This is a genomic window from Streptococcus oralis Uo5, from assembly GCF_000253155.1.
Lineage (GTDB): Bacteria > Bacillota > Bacilli > Lactobacillales > Streptococcaceae > Streptococcus > Streptococcus oralis_L.
The window spans coordinates 34,963-54,299 of sequence record NC_015291.1 but is presented as its reverse complement, the minus strand read 5'-3'; the positions used below and the strand labels follow the sequence as shown (position 1 = coordinate 54,299).

At 42.9% G+C, this 19,337-nt stretch carries 14 protein-coding genes; all 14 read right to left on the bottom strand.

Translation table 11 applies throughout. From position 1 onward, the window contains the following. Positions 1-42: 42 nt before the first annotated feature. The 14 genes from purB to comB all read right to left on the bottom strand — a co-directional run bounded on the left by purB (position 43) and on the right by comB (position 19,333). Positions 43-1,341: an adenylosuccinate lyase gene (gene purB / locus SOR_RS00250; RefSeq protein ID WP_013670144.1), complete on the bottom strand. Its 1,299-nt coding sequence runs from the start codon at positions 1,339-1,341 to the stop codon at positions 43-45. 290 nt (positions 1,342-1,631) lie between these two features. Next, positions 1,632-3,887, bottom strand: coding sequence for an AIPR family protein (locus SOR_RS00245; RefSeq protein WP_000241436.1), 2,256 nt, complete (start codon positions 3,885-3,887; stop codon positions 1,632-1,634). Between the two features lie 12 nt (positions 3,888-3,899). Beyond that, positions 3,900-4,991 carry a 5-(carboxyamino)imidazole ribonucleotide synthase gene (gene purK, locus SOR_RS00240; protein WP_000099045.1) on the bottom strand — a complete coding sequence of 364 codons (1,092 nt, stop codon included), beginning with the start codon at positions 4,989-4,991 and terminating at the stop codon, positions 3,900-3,902. Further along, on the bottom strand, positions 4,978-5,466 hold the full coding sequence (purE, locus tag SOR_RS00235; protein WP_000805610.1) for a 5-(carboxyamino)imidazole ribonucleotide mutase: 489 nt from the start codon (positions 5,464-5,466) through the stop codon (positions 4,978-4,980). The genes purK and purE overlap by 14 nt, the downstream gene beginning before the upstream one ends. 192 nt (positions 5,467-5,658) lie before the next feature. After that, positions 5,659-6,924: a phosphoribosylamine--glycine ligase gene (gene purD / locus SOR_RS00230; protein ID WP_000772216.1), complete on the bottom strand. Its 1,266-nt coding sequence runs from the start codon at positions 6,922-6,924 to the stop codon at positions 5,659-5,661. Positions 6,925-7,055: 131 nt separating this feature from the next. Continuing rightward, positions 7,056-7,811: a hypothetical protein gene (locus SOR_RS00225; RefSeq protein WP_000026311.1), complete on the bottom strand. Its 756-nt coding sequence runs from the start codon at positions 7,809-7,811 to the stop codon at positions 7,056-7,058. A 70-nt stretch (positions 7,812-7,881) separates the two neighbouring features. Next, positions 7,882-9,429: a bifunctional phosphoribosylaminoimidazolecarboxamide formyltransferase/IMP cyclohydrolase gene (gene purH, locus SOR_RS00220; protein WP_000161898.1), complete on the bottom strand. Its 1,548-nt coding sequence runs from the start codon at positions 9,427-9,429 to the stop codon at positions 7,882-7,884. 1 nt (position 9,430) lies between these two features. Further along, positions 9,431-9,895: a GNAT family N-acetyltransferase gene (locus SOR_RS00215; RefSeq protein WP_000571267.1), complete on the bottom strand. Its 465-nt coding sequence runs from the start codon at positions 9,893-9,895 to the stop codon at positions 9,431-9,433. Between the two features lie 44 nt (positions 9,896-9,939). Further along, entirely contained in the window at positions 9,940-10,491 is a 552-nt protein-coding gene (purN, locus tag SOR_RS00210) for a phosphoribosylglycinamide formyltransferase (RefSeq protein ID WP_000717494.1), read from the bottom strand. Further along, positions 10,488-11,510, bottom strand: a complete 1,023-nt coding sequence (gene purM, locus SOR_RS00205) for a phosphoribosylformylglycinamidine cyclo-ligase (RefSeq protein WP_001284586.1) — start codon at positions 11,508-11,510, stop codon at positions 10,488-10,490. The genes purN and purM overlap by 4 nt, the downstream gene beginning before the upstream one ends. Before the next feature lie 214 nt (positions 11,511-11,724). After that, positions 11,725-13,167, bottom strand: coding sequence for an amidophosphoribosyltransferase (purF, locus tag SOR_RS00200; RefSeq protein WP_000220659.1), 1,443 nt, complete (start codon positions 13,165-13,167; stop codon positions 11,725-11,727). Positions 13,168-13,179: 12 nt separating this feature from the next. Beyond that, positions 13,180-16,905: a phosphoribosylformylglycinamidine synthase gene (locus tag SOR_RS00195; RefSeq protein ID WP_001042268.1), complete on the bottom strand. Its 3,726-nt coding sequence runs from the start codon at positions 16,903-16,905 to the stop codon at positions 13,180-13,182. A gap of 201 nt (positions 16,906-17,106) precedes the next feature. After that, positions 17,107-17,814 (bottom strand): phosphoribosylaminoimidazolesuccinocarboxamide synthase, encoded by a 708-nt coding sequence (gene purC / locus SOR_RS00190; protein WP_000043280.1) that lies wholly within the window; start codon positions 17,812-17,814, stop codon positions 17,107-17,109. A 169-nt stretch (positions 17,815-17,983) separates the two neighbouring features. Continuing rightward, positions 17,984-19,333 (bottom strand): competence pheromone export protein ComB, encoded by a 1,350-nt coding sequence (gene comB, locus SOR_RS00185; protein WP_000801584.1) that lies wholly within the window; start codon positions 19,331-19,333, stop codon positions 17,984-17,986. Positions 19,334-19,337 lie beyond the last annotated feature (4 nt).

Sequence of the window (19,337 nt, the reverse complement as noted above, 5' to 3'; positions counted from 1 at the left end):
TACGAAAAAGCGAGATTGAATCTCGCTTTTTTATTTTTATGATTAGTCACCAAGTCCGATACGTTCGAAGATATCATCTACTCGTTTGGTGTAGTATGCAGGGTTGAAGATTTCGTCGATTTCATCTTGAGTGAGGCGTGATGTCACTTCTGGATCTGCTTCGAGAAGCGGTTTGAAGTCTACTTGGTTGTCCCAAGAGTGGGCTGTTTTTGGTTGCACCAAGTCGTAGGCTTGCTCACGGGTCATGCCTTTTTCAATCAAGGTCAACATGGCACGTTGGCTAAAGATCAGACCAAACGTAGAATTCATGTTGCGAATCATATTTTCTGGGAAGACCGTCAAGTTCTTGACGATATTTCCGAAACGGTTAAGCATGTAGTCAATCAAAATGGTCGTGTCCGGTGTGATGATTCGCTCAGCTGATGAGTGAGAAATATCACGTTCGTGCCAGAGAGCGACGTTTTCATAGGCCGTCACCATGTGACCACGGATGACACGCGCAAGACCTGTCATGTTTTCAGAACCGATAGGGTTGCGTTTGTGAGGCATCGCAGATGAGCCTTTTTGACCTTTGGCAAAGAACTCTTCTACTTCGCGTTGCTCAGATTTTTGCAAACCACGGATCTCAGTCGCCATACGTTCGATGGAAGTCGCAATGCTAGCAAGAACTGCAAAGTACTCAGCATGAAGGTCACGAGGAAGCACCTGTGTAGAGATTTCTTGGGCACGGATACCCAACTTGTCGCAGACGTATTGCTCTACAAACGGTGGGATGTTGGCAAAGTTACCAACTGCACCAGAAATCTTACCAGCTTCCACACCAGCAGCCGCATGCTCGAAACGCTCGATATTACGCTTCATTTCGCTGTACCAAGTCGCAAGCTTGAGACCAAAAGTTGTAGGTTCCGCATGCACACCGTGGGTACGCCCCATCATGATGGTGAACTTGTGCTCCTTAGCCTTATCAGCGATGATGTTGGTGAAGTTTTCAAGGTCACGACGAATGATGTCGTTGGCTTGCTTGTAAAGGTAACCATAGGCAGTATCCACCACGTCGGTAGAGGTCAACCCATAGTGGACCCACTTGCGCTCTTCGCCAAGCGTCTCAGAAACCGCACGCGTGAAGGCAACCACATCGTGACGCGTCTCTTGCTCAATCTCTAAAATACGGTCGATGTCAAAGTCCGCTTTCTCGCGAATCAAAGCCACATCTTCCTTAGGGATTTCCCCCAACTCAGCCCATGCCTCGTCAGCCAAGATTTCCACCTCAAGCCAAGCACGGTATTTATTTTCTTCACTCCAAATGTTCGCCATCTCAGGGCGAGAGTAACGTTCGATCATGTTTAAGATACCAAGGGCGACTAGAAAGCGACTGAATTTTAGGAAACCAACGACGGACGCTTGCATCCTAGGAGGTTTATCTAAATTCCGAGCTTTCCGCCCGGGTTCAGTTCTGCAAACTAGATGCCCATTCCCTTTCTTTGTTTACAATTAGGAAGTTCGTAGCCCGTATTCAGTTTTAATGAATACGAGTGTCCTTGTTCCTTTCTGTTTTAGTTATTATACTGTATTAGAAATATAATATTCGTGTTGATAAAAATTAATACTCTGTCGACTCTCTGTTTCAACTTTTATTTTAATAATTCCTGCACAGCTTTGTCTAATGAAGTGAATTTACTAGATAATATTTTATAGGCCTCAACGTTATTATTAGGATAATTTAATCCAAAATTTTTAATAGAAATCCTTAAACCTTGCACATTAGAAATATTGGTTTCATTCCAGTCTCTAACAATAAGCTCACTTCCTATTTTCTCAGAAAGAGAACTTTTATTTGAAACTAGAAAATCATAAAAATCTTTATCTCTTTTTTTGCCATATATAAACCCTATTGTTTTAGCCCCAACAGAAAATTCGCATTTAATATCATCCTGTCCTACTCTTGATATTGTATAATATGAAGCAATTTTCTTTGTTGGCAACTTATAATTAAATTCCTCTAACTCATTCAGGTATTTAGTGAATCCATTCCAAAATTGTTCTTTATTATTTGTGTTCAAATTTTCTTCAATCTGTTTATCTTTTCGTTTCTTTTGAACTGTAAAAACTCCCTGTACTTTCCCACCTAAACTTTTTATTTTTTCAATAACATTTTCCTTAAATGATGGTTGCAAAAATTTTCTAGCTTCAGTTGTTTCTTTCTCAGGAGTATAATTTATAAGAATATCTTCCAAAATTTCGATAATTTCGCCAACACTCTTCGTTTGCAAACAACGTTTCATAAACAAAACATAGTATGCTTTTTGCTCGTAATAATTATATTCTGTCATTTGATATTGTTTTCCAATCTCAGAATATAATCGAATTTGCTCAATAATTTTCTCAAACAATTTAGGATCTTCATTAAAGATTGTATCGTAATAATTACTAAAAATTACTGCCTTACTATTGGCTGCTGACTCTGGACGCCCTTCATAAGCAAATAGCACTTGCCCTAATTTCTCCATAGATATTATATAATCATATTTTTTACTAAACTCCTTTCCACTACCTCGCTTTCGATCATATCTAATACCTTCCTGGTCTAGACGTTGCTCAATAGCTAATTGAATTTTATCTACAGAACGTAGATCTATCTCTTTGATTGGATTCTGACTATTTGTATATTCTGAAATTTTATTTGTTAGTTCCTCATTTTTCGAAGTTACTAAGAGCCTAACTATTACACTAGCGCTAACTAAATTAGAAATTATATCTTCAACTTTATTTTCGGTTTTATACTTAAAAATTGAACGAAGTGTTTGACCACCATTAACTATCTGATAATTTTTTAAAATCAACTCTGTTGACTCATCAATTATATTAGGTTTGCTAGAAATTTCTTCTGCAACAATAGTTACTCCATTGTTGTATAGAAAAAAATTTGATGGTTCTTCAGATAATGTTTTAATAATCTTTTTATTTATTTTATTGTTTCCTAAATACTCTCGAACATTTTCAAATAGTAAATTAAAATCTAATGTTAAAGAATTCAACCAATCAAGGTCCTCTAGTTCCTCTATTTTTGTTTCCTTTCGTAATGTATCATCACTACTTGCAATTCTAATTAAATTTACAAGATTTAATTCTATAACGTATGACTTAGTAGTAGTATAAGATACATTGTGTTCTAATATCATTCTGTTTTTTATACGAAGTCTAGCCTCATTTTCCGGACTCTGTAAAGATAAATGATCCATTATATTTAATAAATTAAAATCTCGTAATTGCAAAAAATTTTCATATCTTTTTAAAAAAGGTCTAGCCCCTGGATCATTTTCGTCAACTTTTGATTTATCATTTGTAACCATATAAAGAATAATATTATAGCTACTATCCTCAATCATCAGTTCTCTAATTTCATCAATTTTATCAAGAGTCTTCTGATAATCTTTTTTATCTTCTCGCTTAATAAAATTATTATATTCTTCTAGACTAGTCACAATATTTAGAAACGATTCTGCACTACGAATTTCACTATGCTTAGGTTTTTTATTCGCAGTTACAAATTTCTCTCGGAACTTAAAATTTAAGAGATAAATCTGCTTTTCATCCCTATCAATATATACCGCATCTATTCCTAAATCTTTATTCTTATTGTTTGGAGCTTTGTCAACCAATTCAACAAAATGATCATCTATAATAAACTTATTAATATCTTGGACTTGAGTTTCACCAAATAATAAATCAAATACTAAATAGTAAAAACCTAAACGTGCCTTTTCTGTATCATTTTGAACTTTCAAGTTTACAATTTGATGCGCAGCTCTCTCAAAATATTGTAACGATTCTTGATACATAATATCGTAATCTAAAGCATTTACTTTTTTATTGAAAACTTTTACCATTGCATTCTTCTCCTAAAATTCAATCCCTTTCCCAAACTCCTCAACCTCATCCGGCGCATCACTAAACAAAGTCACATGACCCATTTTACGATTTTGCTTCGCTTCTATTTTACCATACAGGTGGAGGTGGACGCTTGGATTTTCTGTGACATATTTTTCAGCGACCTCGACGTGTTGGCCGAGGACATTAAGCATGACGGCAGGTGCATGTAATTTAATTTCTGGCAATGATGCTCCCAGAACACCTAAAATGTGGGTATCAAACTGGGAGAAGTCGCAGGCTTCGATGGAGTAATGCCCTGAGTTGTGTGGGCGGGGGGCAATTTCGTTGACAATAATATCATCAGCTGTCGCAAACATTTCCACGCAAAGAGTTCCAGAAAGGTTTAGTTGTTCTGCAATTCGCACCGCCATGGCTTTGGCTTTATCTGCTAGACTATCTGAAATGCGAGCAGGGACGATGGTCTTAGACAGGATGTTGTTGCGGTGGATATTTTCCTGAACTGGGAAAACCGTCACATCCTTGCCATTTCCGGACACGATGACAGAAATTTCAAGGTCGAAGTTGACAAATTCTTCCAAAACGCAGTCTGCTGAGTCAGCTAGCGCATAGGCTTCTACTAAATCTTCTGCTGAGCGAATGACCTTTTGTCCATGACCATCGTAGCCACCGGTCGCCGTCTTGAGGACATAGTTTTTCGACAGGTCAATATCTGTCAAGTCATGGCTAGAAGTCACAACCTTGTAAGGTGCTACCGTTACTTGAGCCTTGTTTGAGAGAAAGTCCTTTTCAAAGATACGATTTTGAGAAATACGGAGCAGGTCTGTCCCTTGTGGGAGTTGTCCACCCTTGATAACGGCATCCAAACCGTCAGCGTCTACATTTTCAAACTCATAGGTGAGGACATCGCAACGCTCAGCCAACTGACGGAGGGCATCCACATCGTTATAAGGAGCCACGATGATCTCCGCCACGCGAGAGGCTGGGCAATCCGCCGCAGGATCCAGCGCGATAACCTTGTGCCCCATGTAGATAGCAGAAATGGCCATCATCTGACCAAGCTGACCGCCACCGATAATTCCGATTGTTTTAGATGAGCTCATTTGTAGACTCCTCTGCGATTTTTCCTTGCTCTTCTGCGAAATCTGCCAATGCTGTCGCGATAGCCTGATCCTCTACTGACAGGAGACGGAGGGCAAAGAGGGCTGCGTTGGTCGCCCCTGCTTCACCGATAGCCATTGTCGCTACAGGCACACCACCCGGCATCTGTACGATAGAGTAGAGCGAGTCCACGCCACTAAGAGCACGAGATTTGACGGGCACACCAATGACTGGAAGGGTTGTTTTAGCAGCTACCATACCTGGCAAATGGGCTGCGCCACCCGCACCAGCGATGATGACCTTGATACCGCGACTACGTGCTTCCTCCGCATGTCTAAACATGAGGTCTGGTGTACGGTGGGCAGAGACAACTTTTTTTTCGTAGACTACACCGAAGCGGTCTAGGACTTCTGCGGTTTTTTGCATGGTTGCCCAGTCGGATTTTGAGCCCATGATGATGGAAATTACTGGTTTCATTTCTTCTCCTTTTTTTAATAATCGTCTAATGTAGTGCGGACGTAAGCGACCGCCTATGACGTTCCATTACTAAAACTGGAGCCTGAGTCTCCAGTTTTCCGCTCCTAGTAGCTTTGCTACTAGGAGTTCCACTACTGCGACGATTATCCTATAGTGGCTCGCTTTCGCTCGCCATGAAAAATTTAGTAGCTGTTAATCTTTTATGGCCTTGCTTCCGATATCTGTTCGGTAAAAGAGGCCTTCTGTATTTTGTTTGTCAAGTTCCTTGTAGATGGTGTCTTGGGCTTCTTTGACGGTGTCTGCTGTGGTGACGAGCATATAGACACGTCCACCTTTTGATAGCAGTGCTCTGCTATTTTCCGCAAACTTAGCCCCTGCATAGTAGGTGATGATATCACCCTCTGTCTTAGCTGGCAATTCAACACCTTTTTCATAGTCAAGCGGGTAACCGTTTGATGCGACAACCACACCCAGCGTCACACCCTCGTCTGTCCAGGTAATGGTTGGCTCCTTGCTATCGAGAATATCCTTGATATTTTGCGCAAAGTCAGATGTCAAACGAGGCAAGATAATCTGAGTTTCGGGATCTCCAAATCGAGCGTTGAACTCGATGACCTTAGGTCCATCAGCTGTCAAGATAAGCCCCGCGTAAAGGACACCAAGATACGGACGACCTTCTTTAATCATCCCTTCAAGAACTGGCTTGACAATAGTCTCAACCGCCGTATCAACCACGCTCTGTGGCAAGTGAGGAACTGGCGCATAAGCTCCCATACCACCCGTGTTAGGGCCCTTGTCGCCGTCATAGGCACGTTTATGGTCCTGAGCCGTTGGCATGATGTAGAACTTGTCCCCATTGACAAAGGCAAAGAGAGAGAACTCTTCTCCGTCAAGGAATTCCTCGATGACCACACGCGCACCTGAGTCACCAAATTTATTGTCCAAGAGCATCTCATGAGCGGCTTCGACAGCTTGCTCGACTGTCTCAGCAACGACGACACCCTTACCAAGCGCTAAACCATCTGCCTTGACGACGATAGGAGCGCCTTTCTCCTCGATATAAGCCTTGGCTTCCTCGAAATCTGAAAATGTGCCATAGGCTGCCGTCGGAACGTCGTATTTGACCATGATTTCCTTAGCAAAGTCCTTAGACCACTCCAGCTCCGCTGCAGCCCTAGTCGGACCAAAAGCCTTGAGACCAGCTGCATTGAAATCATCCACAATCCCAGCAGCAAGGGCATCATCTGGCCCGATGAAGGTCCAAGAGATATCGTTGCTCCTTGCAAAGTCAATCAACTTAGAATGTTCGGAAATAGAGATATTCACCAATTCCAGGCCATCCAGAGTCATTCCGTCATTTCCAGGAGCTACAAAGACTTTTTCAACGTCTTTTGACTCAAGCAACTTCTTAGCAATCGCATGTTCACGACCACCCGAACCGACAACAAGCAGTTTCATTTCTCAACCTCTTTTGCGAATTATTTACTAATATTATACCATAAACGTTCGTTATAATCTTGTTTTGCTCCGCATTTTTACGCAAAAAGGAAAGAAACTGTTTTCTTCCCTTTTGTTTGTTAATTAATGTCTTACTCCGTTATATATTCTTCTTTCAACACTTTAGCAATTTTAGGTTCCAATAAATTAACAAAATACTTTTTCAAATTTAAAATATTATCAACCTGTTCTTTATCTAACCTAAATGAACGACCAGTTTGAGGCTCCTTTAATGGACGTAATAGATCTTTGCCAGTTGGCCATACTAATTTTCTTGCCTGTGGTTGAAAAGGGTTTACTCCCGTCCCTGGCATTATTCCCTCGATAAATCCATTTGATTTAGCTGTACTTGAACTTTTATTTATCAATGTGACAGTAGCAAATCCTAACGAAACTTCGCCAAATACAACAATAATGAAAGGGCGAATATCATACTCTGATTCACTGTTAGAATAATAATTAAGCTCCTTTTCAATTCCGTATTTATACTTGTTGTTTTTGAAAATATTTTGTTTTAATTTAACCACTGTCAAATCATCATCATTTAACGAATGCTCTTTACTATTAAATTCTATCAGATTATCATTCTTTGAAAAAATCATAAATACATCTGGATTTGGTCCAAATTCTCCTTCGAATGCTATCGAAGAGAAGGCATAAAAACCATGCTTGTATTCACCTCTAAGTTTCCATGACATTGTACTTTGACCAACTAAAGGAAAATGTATATTTTCAATTCTGCTTTTTCTGATATATCTTTTTTTATGCATAATATTTATAAATTCCTTAAGGTCTGTACTTATTCCAATGGTTGGCCCAGATAACGACACCCCTATATTTATTGACATCTTAACTTCTCCATTCTATTGATTTACCTAATTATATAAAGATACCAGATTCTTGTATAATCCTCATTTCTTAATGTCTAAAATGTCTCACGCCCGTGAAGACCATGGTCAATCCATATTTATCAGCGGCTTCGATAGACTCTTGGTCACGGACTGAGCCACCGGGCTGGATGATGGCCTTGATACCTGCTTTGGCGATTTCTTCCACATTATCCGCAAATGGGAAGAAGGCATCGGAAGCAAGAACAGCACTGTCCAGACGGTCTTTGGCTTGTTCAATGGCAATACGTACGGAAGCCACACGGTTGGTTTGACCAGGGCCAACACCAAGTGTCATGTGGTCATTGGTCACGATGATCCCGTTGGATTTGACGTACTTGATAGCCTTCCAAGCGAACTCAAGAGCAGTTGCTTCTGTCTCAGTTGGCTGACGTTTGGTCACCACTTGCCAGTCAGCTGGGCTTTCTTTGACCACGTCTTGGTTTTGCACCAGGAGTCCACCGACCACACCAGTGTATTCTGCTTCTACTTCGCTAGCATCTTGAGCGTCAAACGGCAACTCGAGGATACGCAAGTTTTTCTTTTTATTGGTCAAAATGGCTAGCGCTTCATCCGTATAGCTTGGTGCGATGATGATTTCAAGGAAAACACCATGCATCTTCTCAGCTGTCGCAGCATCTACCTCACGGTTGAGAACGACGATACCACCAAAGATAGACACTGGGTCAGACTCATAAGCGTAGTCCCAAGCTGTTTCGATGTCATCTGCTTGACCGATACCACATGGGTTCATGTGTTTGAGAGCCACAACGGTTGGACGGTCTTTGAAATCGCGGATAATACGAATGGCAGCATCCGCATCGCGGATATTGTTAAAGGACAATTCCTTACCGTTTAGTTGTTTCGCTGAGGCAATAGAGTAGTCAGTCGGCAAGGCTTTTTGGTAGAAGTCCGCATCCTGTTGAGGATTTTCCCCATAGCGCATGGATTGTTTGAGGTCATAAGTCAAGGTCAACTTTTCGGGCTTGCTCTCGCCGACCTGAGCTGTAAAATACTCTGCAATCAAGGCATCATAAGCTGCTGTGTGACGGAAAACTTTGGCCGCTAAACGTTGGCGAGTTTCGTAAGTCGTTTCACCTGTGGCTGCTAATTCGTCAAGAACCACAGCGTAATCCGCTGGGTCTACCACAACTGTCACGCTGGCGTGGTTCTTCGCTGCTGAACGAAGCATAGAAGGACCACCGATGTCGATGTTTTCGACTGCATCAGCGTAAGTCACATCTGGTTTGAGAATGGTTTCCTTGAAAGGATAGAGATTGACCACAACAAGATCAATCAACTCAATCTGATTGTCCTTAGCCGCTTCCAAGTGGCTATCCAAGTCACGACGAGCCAAAAGTCCGCCGTGTATATTTGGATGAAGGGTCTTGACACGACCGTCCATCATTTCTGGAAAACCAGTCACATCATCGATGGCAATGGTCTCCACTCCAGCACTATCAAGGGCAACCTTGGTTCCACCTGTCGAGATAATGTCCCAACCGAGTTTTTTGAGTTCTTGGGCAAATTCAACAATGCCCGCTTTGTCTGAGACGCTGATTAAGGCTTTTTTCGTCATTCTATTCCTCTTTCTTTAGGTCCAAGCGCATAGCGATTTCGTTATTTTCTTCTATAAATTCTGTTTCCTGAAAACCCAGACTAGTCAACAGGTGCTTCATTTTTTCATTTCCAACCACATAATCTGCGGTAATATGACTGCAAGCTCTATCCATCTGGGCCTCTTTGATTAGAACTTCCAAGGCTTTTCGACCATAACCTCTTCCTTGGTACTGCTGACCAATCATTATCCGCCAGATAAAGTATTCCGCTTCATCCTTGTCTATTTCTAGCAGGAGAAAGCCAACCACTTGCTTATCCCAATAGATTGCCATCGGAAACACATCTTCGTTTTTCCGGTAGAGCCATGCATCAGCTAAAGAGCGCACATTTGGAGCTACGAAACGTGCTCGTTCATCAGCTTCTGATATTTTCAAATCCAACACTGCCTGAAAACTGCTCTCATCTACCAATTTCAGTTCAATCATTTTTTCTCCTAGCAAGATTACGCAATCAAAACTTGATTTACTTCTTACATTCTCTCCACTCCCAAGCTATCCAGCACCTCTGGATACAACTTGTACTCAGCCTCATGAATGCGAGCTTCAAAGCTATCCATGGTATCATCAGCTAGTCGTGGTACGCGTACTTGTTTGATGACCTTGCCTGTATCCACACCCGAGTCCACCCAGTGAATGGTCACGCCAGACAGGTCTACGCCAGCATTCCAAGCGTCCTCAATCCCATGAGCTCCTGGAAATTCGGGCAGGTAGGCTGGATGGATATTGATAATACGCCCCTCATAGGCTCCAAGTAAGGTTGGCCCAACGATTTTCATGTAGCCGGCGAGGCAAACCAAGTCAATCCGGTGTTCTTCCAAGAGTTCGACAAGAGCTGCTTCGTAGTCCGCCTTGTTCTCGAATTCCTTGAGTTCAAAAGCATAGGACAGGACACCGAGCTTTTCTGCACGCTCGAGCACATAGGCGTCACGATGGTCTGAAAAGACAAACTCCACCGGAAACTCTTCGGCAATCACCTGAAAATTTGAGCCATTACCAGAGGCAAAAACCGCTATTTTTTTCATTTGATGATGACACTTTCGTTTTCTTTCTTGACGATGCGACCAATTTCATAAACTGGTTCATCCAGCAATTCCTTGACGCGACCTACATTTTCAGGGCTAACTGCCAACATGAGTCCCACACCCATATTGAAGATTTCAAACATTTCTTCATGCTTGATTTCACCGTATTTTTCAAGTGCTTTGAAAATCGGAAGCACTGGAACCTTGCTTTCCTCAATCTCTGCAGCCAAGTCATCTGCAAACATACGAGGGACATTCTCGATAAAACCACCACCTGTGATGTGGGCAATACCGTTGACCAGCTCTTCCTTGATGAGAGGCAAGACAGCCTTGACATAGATACGAGTCGGTTCAAGAAGAACTTCTTTGAGTTTCTTTCCTTCCAATTCTGGCAAGACTTCCTCACCTGTGTAGTCGGCAAAGACACGACGAACGAGTGAGTAACCATTTGAGTGAATCCCACTTGAAGCAAGTCCGAGAAGAACATCCCCTTCTGCTACCTTTGAACCGTCAATGATTTGAGATTTTTCTGCCACACCGACCGCAAAACCAGCCAAGTCATAGTCATCTTCGCCATACATACCAGGCATTTCAGCCGTTTCCCCACCGATGAGGGCAGCACCAGCCTGCACACAACCTTCTGCAACACCAGCAACCACTTGTTCTAGTTTAGCTGGTTCGTTCTTCCCTGTCGCCACATAGTCGAGGAAATAGAGGGGCTCCGCACCTGCAGCGATAATATCGTTGACACACATGGCCACACAGTCCTGCCCAATCGTATCATGCTTATCATACTTGATGGCCAACATGAGCTTAGTGCCGACGCCATCAGTCCCTGAGATCAAGACCGGCTCTTTGACACCTGTTTTTGAAAGGTCAAACATGCCACCGAAACCACCCAGAGCTCCCATGACACCCGCACGCTCCGTGCGAGCCACATGCTTTTTGATCCGCTCAACAACTTCATAACCCGCTTCAACATCTACACCCGACTGGGCGTACGCATTTTTATTTGCCATTTTATTTTTCCTTTTCTTTGAGAAGATTGCGACGTATTTTTAGATAAACAATTATTTTATCTAAAAATACTAGTCAGGGCTCTAGCTTTGGTCCCATAGGGCAAAGCGTCTACTGACAAATGCTTTAGCTTTTAGTCAGTAGCGAGACGTGGAGCATAAGCATTTTTATTTGTCATCTTCTCTTCCTTTCCTTTCATGGAGAGTCTTTATCCGTCTATTTGTAAAAACTGGTCTTTTCATCCAAACTTCTACGATAGTCTTCTTCATAGTCGTAGAGAGGAGTTGGGTAGTCGCCGTCAAAGTAAGCGACACAGAGACCACCGTTTGGCGCATCTGTTTCGATGCCAATAGAATCAATCAAGCCATCAATCGAAAGATAGGTCAGGCTATCCGCACCAATGATTTGGCGAGTCTCTTCGACTGTATGATTGGCCGCAATCAGCTCCTGACGCGTCTGGATATCAATCCCGTAAAAACATGGATAAGCTAGCGCAGGACTACCAATGGCAACATGAACCTCAGACGCACCTGCTTCTTTCAAAAGCTGAACGATACGGCGAGAGGTTGTCCCACGAACAATGGAATCATCCACCATCACCACACGTTTGCCTTTGACAACGCCCGAAACAGCAGACAGTTTCATCCGCACCCCTTGCTCCCGCAATTCTTGAGTCGGTTGGATAAAGGTGCGTTGCGTGTATTGGTTTTTGATCAGCCCCATTTCATTTGGCAGACCAGATTCTTCTGCAAATCCCATAGCTGCGCTGAGTGAGGAATTTGGCACACCGACCACAATATCCGCTTCGTGCTTGAACTCACGCGCTAATTGAGCCCCCATACGTTTGCGAGCTGTATGGACATTAACACCATGGATATTAGAGTCAGGACGGGCAAAGTAGATATACTCCATAGAGCAGATCGCCAACTGGGTATCATTCGTATAGCTATCGTACTGAATCCCATTGTCATCCACAATCACAATTTCCCCTGGTTTCACATCACGAATCCACTCAGCACCAATAACTTCAAAAGCACAGGTTTCTGACGAAACCACCACCGCTCCGTTTGCCATTTTCCCAATAGAAAGTGGACGGAAGCCATTAGGATCAAGCGCAGCAATCAACTTGTCCTCAAACAGCAGGATATAAGCAAATCCACCTTTGACAAGGCTGAGCGCCTCTTTGATTTTGCCCATCAAGTTCGGATTGTGACTCCGACGAATGAGGTGTGCCAAAATTTCCGAGTCCGAAGTTGAACTGAAAATAGCTCCTCTTTGTTCCAATTCTTTCTTGAGCGATTCGGCATTGGTCAGGTTTCCGTTATGAGCAAGTCCAAACTGCATATCGTGAAAGCGAAAGAGGAAGGGCTGAATGTTATCAACAGAAGCTTCACCAGCAGTCGCATAACGCACATGCCCAATCGCGCTCGTTCCAGTCAGTTTATCCAAATTAGCTGGGTTTCTGAACACTTCTGATAAAAGCCCCATGTCACGATGACGCTTCAATTGCCCCTGATCATTGGAGAGGATTCCTGCCCCTTCCTGACCACGGTGCTGAAGACTGTGGAGACCAAAATAGGTCAATTTAGCAGCATCTGGATGTCCCCAGATACCGAAAACACCACATTCTTCATTAAGAGATTTTACTTCGTATGTCATTTTTTATACCTTTTATTTCCCTGTGAAATAACGCACAGCCGACACAAACAAGTGCTGGTCTTTATTTCCTGGAATATTTTGGAAAAGACCGTCTTCATAACGTTCTGAGTGTCCCATCTTACCGATGATTTGACCATTCTTGCTGGTAATTCCTTCGATGGCATTTACAGAACCATTCGGATTGTACTTAGAATCCATACTTGGTTTGCCGTCAAAGTCAACGTATTGGCTGAAAATTTGTCCATTGTCACGGAGCTCTGCAAATTCCTCAGCCGTCACGACAAATTTCCCTTCACCGTGCGATACTGGAATGGCATGGATATCGCCCACTTGTACTCCAGCCAACCATGGTGAGTTGGTATTGGCAATCCGAGTTTCCACCATCTTAGCCACGTGTTGGTTGGCATCGTTGTAGAAAAGGGTTGGGCTAGTGCTACTTGCATCTTCAAAGTTTCCATATGGAAGAAGACCTGATTTGACAAGAGCTTGGAATCCATTACAGATACCAATAATCAAGCCACCACGAGCGATAAAGCTATCAATGGCTGCACGCACTTTTTCATTAAGAAGGATATTGACAATAAACTTAGCTGATCCATCCGGCTCATCCGCAGCTGAGAATCCACCTGCAAAGAAGAGAATGTTTGCCTTGCCGATATTGTCAACCATAGTTTCAACTGACTTGACAATTGCTTCTTCATTCAAGGTCACGAATGGCACCAAGTTAACCTCTGCACCTTCTTTTTCGAAGGCTTTGGCTGAGTCATATTCTGAGTTGGTTCCTGGGAAGACTGGGATGTAAACCACCGGTTTTTCAATAGTTTCCTTGGCTTTGATGACTGCGTTAGAAGCGACAGCTGGCACTTCTTCCAATTCTTTAGCTTGTGCAAATTCAGTAGGGTAAACTTCTTCCAGTTTGCCTTGGAAGGCACTGTCAAGTTTCTGTCCATCTAACTTCACACCGTTGACAAGGAGTGTAAAGTCTGCTTTCGTTTGTCCAATCTTCTCTACTCCAGCAATTTCTTCAGGAGATGTGAAAACAAATCCGCCTAATTGAGCTGTCAAGGCTGTTTCAAGTTCAGGCAAGGTTACCTCTGCACCGATATGATTCCCAAAAGTAGCAAGAGCCAAGCTTTCAAGGACACCACCATATTTGACAGCTGATGCAGATGTCACTTTGTGATCAGCTTGGATGGCTTCAAAGTGAGCAAAGTTAGACTTGATAAGATCAAAATCAATCTCTGCGGAAAGGGCTTGACCTGGGATGTAGTAGATGTTTTCACCAGCAGTCTTGAACTCAGGAGAGAGCACCTTACGGCTATCTGCTGTCGTTACCCCAAAGGCAACCAAGGTTGGTGGTACCGTCAATTCTTCAAAAGTACCAGACATAGAGTCCTTACCACCGATAGATGGCAAGCCAAGCTGGATTTGTGCTTCGATAGAGCCTAGAAGAGCGGCTACTGGCTGACCAAAACGCTCTGCTTGTTTATCCATGCGTTCGAAATACTCTTGATAAGAGAAGCGAGCCTTGGACCAGTTTGCACCAGCAGCCACCAAACGAGCAGTCGCTTCGATTACTGCATAGGCAGCACCGTGGTATGGAGACCATTCTGCTACATAAGGGTTAAAACCTTGAGCCATGACTGATGCAGTGTGAGTTACACCGTGTTGAACTGGCAATTTCTGCACAGATGCCTCAGTTGGTGTGAGTTGGTAGCGACCACCAAGTGGGTGATTGACCGTTGAACGACCGACCGAACAGTCAAAGATGGTTTGCAATCCTTTTTGACTCGCATGGTTGAGATCAGATAGAACCGCAAGGGTATCTGCTTCAAGGGTTTCAACGCTTGTCTTGCGTTCTTCTGGAAGTTTAACATCCTTGTCTACCACCTTGGCATCAACGACTACGCGCACACCGTTGGTATCAAGGAAACGACGTTCCAAGTCAACAATCGTTTCACCATTCCAGTGCATGACAAGATTTGGTTTTTCAGTCACTGTTGCTACGACAACAGCGTCAATATTTTCTTTATTACATTCTGCAACGAAGGCATCTACGTCTTCAGGACGCACCACAACTGCCATCCGTTCTTGAGATTCAGAAATGGCAATTTCTGTACCGTTCAAGCCTTGGTATTTCAGAGGAACCTTGTTGAGGTCAATTTCAAGACCATCTGCCAATTCACCGATAGCCACACAGACACCACCAGCACCAAAGTCATTGGACTTCTTGATGAGGCGGGTAACCTCACCATTACGGAAGAGGCGCTGAATCTTGCGTTCCTCTATGGCATTCCCCTTTTGAACTTCAGCACCGGCAGTCTCTACAGACTCAACTGTTTGAACCTTAGAAGATCCCGTTGCACCACCGACACCATCACGCCCAGTCTTACCACCTAGCAAGATAATCACATCACCCGCTTCAGGTTTTTCACGGACTACATTGCCCTTAGGAGCAGCACCGACAACTGCACCTAGCTCCATACGCTTAGCAACGAAACCTGGGTGGAAGTATTCACGAACGTAAGTCGTCGCCAGACCAATCTGGTTACCATACGAAGAATAACCATGAGCCGCTGTCTTCGAAATGACTTGTTGTGGCAATTTACCAGCACGCGTTTCCGAAATCGGTGCTGTAATGTCTCCAGCACCTGAGATACGCATGGCTTGATAAACGTATGAACGTCCTGACAACGGATCACGAATGGCTCCACCGATACAAGTAGCCGCTCCACCAAATGGTTCGATTTCTGTTGGGTGATTGTGGGTTTCATTTTTAAACATGAGAAGCCATGGCTCTTTTACTCCATTCACATCCACCTCGATTTCAACCGAGCAGGCATTAATCTCGTCAGACACTTCCATGTCATTCAAACGCCCATTGGCACGCTCATAACGACCGAAAATAGTCGCCATATCCATCAAGGTTTGTGGTTTTTCAGAACGACCTAACTCCTCACGCATGGCAATATACTTGTCATAAGTCGCTTGTAATTGATTTTGGAATTTAGAAGCTGAGAAATCAATCTGTTTCAACTCTGTCTCAAAAGTTGTGTGACGGCAGTGGTCAGACCAATAAGTGTCCAAAACCTTGAGCTCAGTCTCAGTCGGCACACGCCCGATTGACTTGAAATAGTCTTGGATAAAGAGCAAATCATCCACTTCCATAGCCATCCCTTGCTCAGCCTTGTAGCGGGCAAAGTCTTCTGCTGTGTAGCTTTCAAAGAAGGTCAATTTAGGAATAGTCTTGTCTGACTCTGAAAATTCCTGCTTGGCAATTCCTGTCGTGATGTCCTTGAAACGAGAATCCACTGGATTGAGCAGGTAGTTCTTGACCGCTTCCAACTCAGTCGCATCAATATCTTTATTAACCAAGTAAAGTTGAGCAGTATTAACCGTTACATCACTTGAGCTACCAAGCAAAAGCAAGGCTTCTTGTGAAGAAGCTGCACGCTGGTCAAACTGTCCTGGCAGACTTTCAATGGCAAAGAAAGCATAGTTGGCAAGATCAGCCTGCACAGCCGATTCGTCCAAGACATGGTCTGTCACCTGCTCAGAGAAGATATGTTTCTCTGCAGGCGCAAACAAGTCCTCTGCCAAATCAAAGACATCATAAACTTGCACGATGCGAATGCTTTTCAAAGTTGAAAGTCCCAAGTTGTGCTGGAGCTCCCTTACCAAACTCTCTGACTTGACTTGAAAATCAGCCTTTTTTTCAACAAAAATACGTTTATTCATCAATTCTTATTCCTTTATTTCAGCTCTTGCAATATTCCCAAATGACCTCTAGGGTGTTATTTTAAACCTTGCAACTTTTCCCAAACAATTTCGTAAACGTCTGTCAGTTCTCCCAATCCCCTACGGAGTGTAAAGGTTCGGGGGACCTTTTCAGCCTGAGTCCTTACATCTGAAAGACGAAGGTTTTCCGTTTCTAACAGATTATTTCAAACCCTGCAATTTCTCCCAGACAATCTCGTAAACGTCTGTTAATTCTCCGAGACCCCTACGGAAAACATCCTTGTCCATGTGGTTGCCATCTGCATCCCACAAACGGCAGTTATCTGGTGAAAACTCGTCTGCCAAGATAATCTTGCCATCCTTGTCAAAACCAAACTCTAGCTTAAAGTCAATCAATTTAAGGCCAATCTCAGCAAACCAGGCTTTCAAGAGTTCATTGATACGACGGGTTTCTTCTTTCAAGTAGGCAATCTGCTGGTCATCCGCAATCTGTAAGAATTTCACATGCTCATCATTGATAAAGGGATCATCCAAATCATCATTTTTATAGTAAAATTCGACAATCGGAGTCTCAAATGCGATACCTTCTTCTACGCCAAAACGTTTTGAAAAGGAACCAGCCGTGTAGTTGCGAAGCACGACTTCCAAAGGAATAATCTCAACCTTTTTATTGAGCTGTTCCGTGTCTGAAATTTTCTCCACAAAGTGAGTCGCTACACCAGCCGCATTTAATTTCTCAAAAATAAAAGATGAAATCTGATTATTTAACACTCCCTTGCCTGCAATCTGCTCCTTCTTGACACCGTTGAAGGCAGTTGCCTGGTCCTTGTAAGTTGAAATAATGAGATTTTCATCCTCAGTTGTATAGATATCCTTGGCTTTTCCCGAATAGATCAGTTGTTTTGACATTTTAAAGTTCGCCTTTCGTTTTACTTGAGCACATTCTACCACAAAAGCATGAAAAATTCAAGATTTTTACGAATAAATAACGTTTTTCTAGTTTAAGCGTAAAGAAAAAACTGCAAGATGGGCTCTTCTTACAGTTTTAAAATCATTTATCCTCTGAAAAACACGAATATTACCCTTTATTTAAAAATTGATCCCAAAAATATCGGAGATAGCTTTTCTTTCCTGTAATCATCTGCAGGCGACCTTCTAAACCATAACGAAGTGTTGCAGCCTGTTCCGAAGTTAAATTAGTCTCCGCCTCAATTTTAAAGAAATTCCCTTTTTCAGTTTTTGTAGCTGTCGCATCAATACTCGTAATCGTGGAATCCAGGAAAATTTGATTCTTGGCATCGTTAGTCGTAGTATAACGGACAGAGTCCCCAATCTTGACTCTAGCAACATCTTTTGAACTGAGATAGGCTGTGAGTTTGGTTTTTCCTTCTTTTTCCAAGGATGGATAGAGTTGGGCTAGCAAGGTTCCTTCTGCAACCATCGTAGATTCACTGGTCTCAGGATTAAGGTGAAGCACCCCATCCTCACTTGCTGTAATCTTACCTTTATCTAGGATACCTCCTTGAACCTTCTTACCTGATTCCGCCTCCAAAATTTTCTGATCTAGAAGAGTTAATTCCTGACCGACTTTAACTAAGTGCTGAGATTTGAGTGATTCCAGTTGACTATCTAGTCCCGTTGCGTAGGCTTGTTGAGCTCCAGAACCCGCATATTGTACACGATAGGTAGCTAAACTAGACTCTAGCTGGGCAATTTGTGCATCCACTTGCGCAATAACTTGCGATTTAGCTTGCGGATCTTCTTCACCTTGGTTTTTATAGGTTTGGTAAAAAGAGTAGGCTGGATTCTGACTATCCAGTTGATCTCCTTTTTCAATCGCTGATTTAGCTGTTTTGTAGTCTCGGATTTTTTCCTCTGTTTGGCTGATAAGATTGCCAATCTCAGCCTGACTCTGACTTGCTGCTGCATTCTGCGAGGAGATGTTAGCATTTTGCTGAGAAACATTACTTCTTAGACCATTCGCTTGGCTGATATAATCTCGAAACATCTCCTGGTAACCAAACTTATCCGCCTCTGGAAATTGATCACTCCCCTCTTTCAAACTAGATTGCAAATACCCCAACTGCTTTTTTTGATCCTTTAACATCTCCAATTGACTGGCATATGCCTCAACCTGGACAGCCTCCGCCCCTTGCTGGTACTGAACGAGGAGTTCCCCCTGCTTGACTAGTTTGTTTTCTTCTAGATAATTGGCCACGATGAGTTGATTGCTAGTCGACTGGATATTAGCAATAATCCGACTAGGTTCAACAGTCGCTCTGGTAGACAAACTAATCTCCTTCTCTGCAAAAACTGCAAATCCTAACAGAAACACGAGCAGAAGCGACATAGGTAAAATCACCCGACTGGAAAAATTATGGTAACGACGATTATAAAACTCCGCACTTTCTAAAAATTCTGGTTTCATCTTC

What these genes read in the sequence shown, in the direction of transcription:
- purF (WP_000220659.1), bottom strand. Translation starts at nt 13,167, where the DNA reads ATGACATACGAAGTAAAATCTCTTAATGAAGAATGTGGTGTTTTCGGT.
- purH (WP_000161898.1), bottom strand. Translation starts at nt 9,429, where the DNA reads ATGACGAAAAAAGCCTTAATCAGCGTCTCAGACAAAGCGGGCATTGTT.
- purB (WP_013670144.1), bottom strand. Translation starts at nt 1,341, where the DNA reads ATGATCGAACGTTACTCTCGCCCTGAGATGGCGAACATTTGGAGTGAA.
- SOR_RS00225 (WP_000026311.1), bottom strand. Translation starts at nt 7,811, where the DNA reads ATGTCAATAAATATAGGGGTGTCGTTATCTGGGCCAACCATTGGAATA.
- comB (WP_000801584.1), bottom strand. Translation starts at nt 19,333, where the DNA reads ATGAAACCAGAATTTTTAGAAAGTGCGGAGTTTTATAATCGTCGTTAC.
- purK (WP_000099045.1), bottom strand. Translation starts at nt 4,991, where the DNA reads ATGAGCTCATCTAAAACAATCGGAATTATCGGTGGCGGTCAGCTTGGT.
- SOR_RS00245 (WP_000241436.1), bottom strand. Translation starts at nt 3,887, where the DNA reads ATGGTAAAAGTTTTCAATAAAAAAGTAAATGCTTTAGATTACGATATT.
- SOR_RS00215 (WP_000571267.1), bottom strand. Translation starts at nt 9,895, where the DNA reads ATGATTGAACTGAAATTGGTAGATGAGAGCAGTTTTCAGGCAGTGTTG.
- SOR_RS00195 (WP_001042268.1), bottom strand. Translation starts at nt 16,905, where the DNA reads ATGAATAAACGTATTTTTGTTGAAAAAAAGGCTGATTTTCAAGTCAAG.
- purM (WP_001284586.1), bottom strand. Translation starts at nt 11,510, where the DNA reads ATGGCAAATAAAAATGCGTACGCCCAGTCGGGTGTAGATGTTGAAGCG.
- purD (WP_000772216.1), bottom strand. Translation starts at nt 6,924, where the DNA reads ATGAAACTGCTTGTTGTCGGTTCGGGTGGTCGTGAACATGCGATTGCT.
- purN (WP_000717494.1), bottom strand. Translation starts at nt 10,491, where the DNA reads ATGAAAAAAATAGCGGTTTTTGCCTCTGGTAATGGCTCAAATTTTCAG.
- purC (WP_000043280.1), bottom strand. Translation starts at nt 17,814, where the DNA reads ATGTCAAAACAACTGATCTATTCGGGAAAAGCCAAGGATATCTATACA.
- purE (WP_000805610.1), bottom strand. Translation starts at nt 5,466, where the DNA reads ATGAAACCAGTAATTTCCATCATCATGGGCTCAAAATCCGACTGGGCA.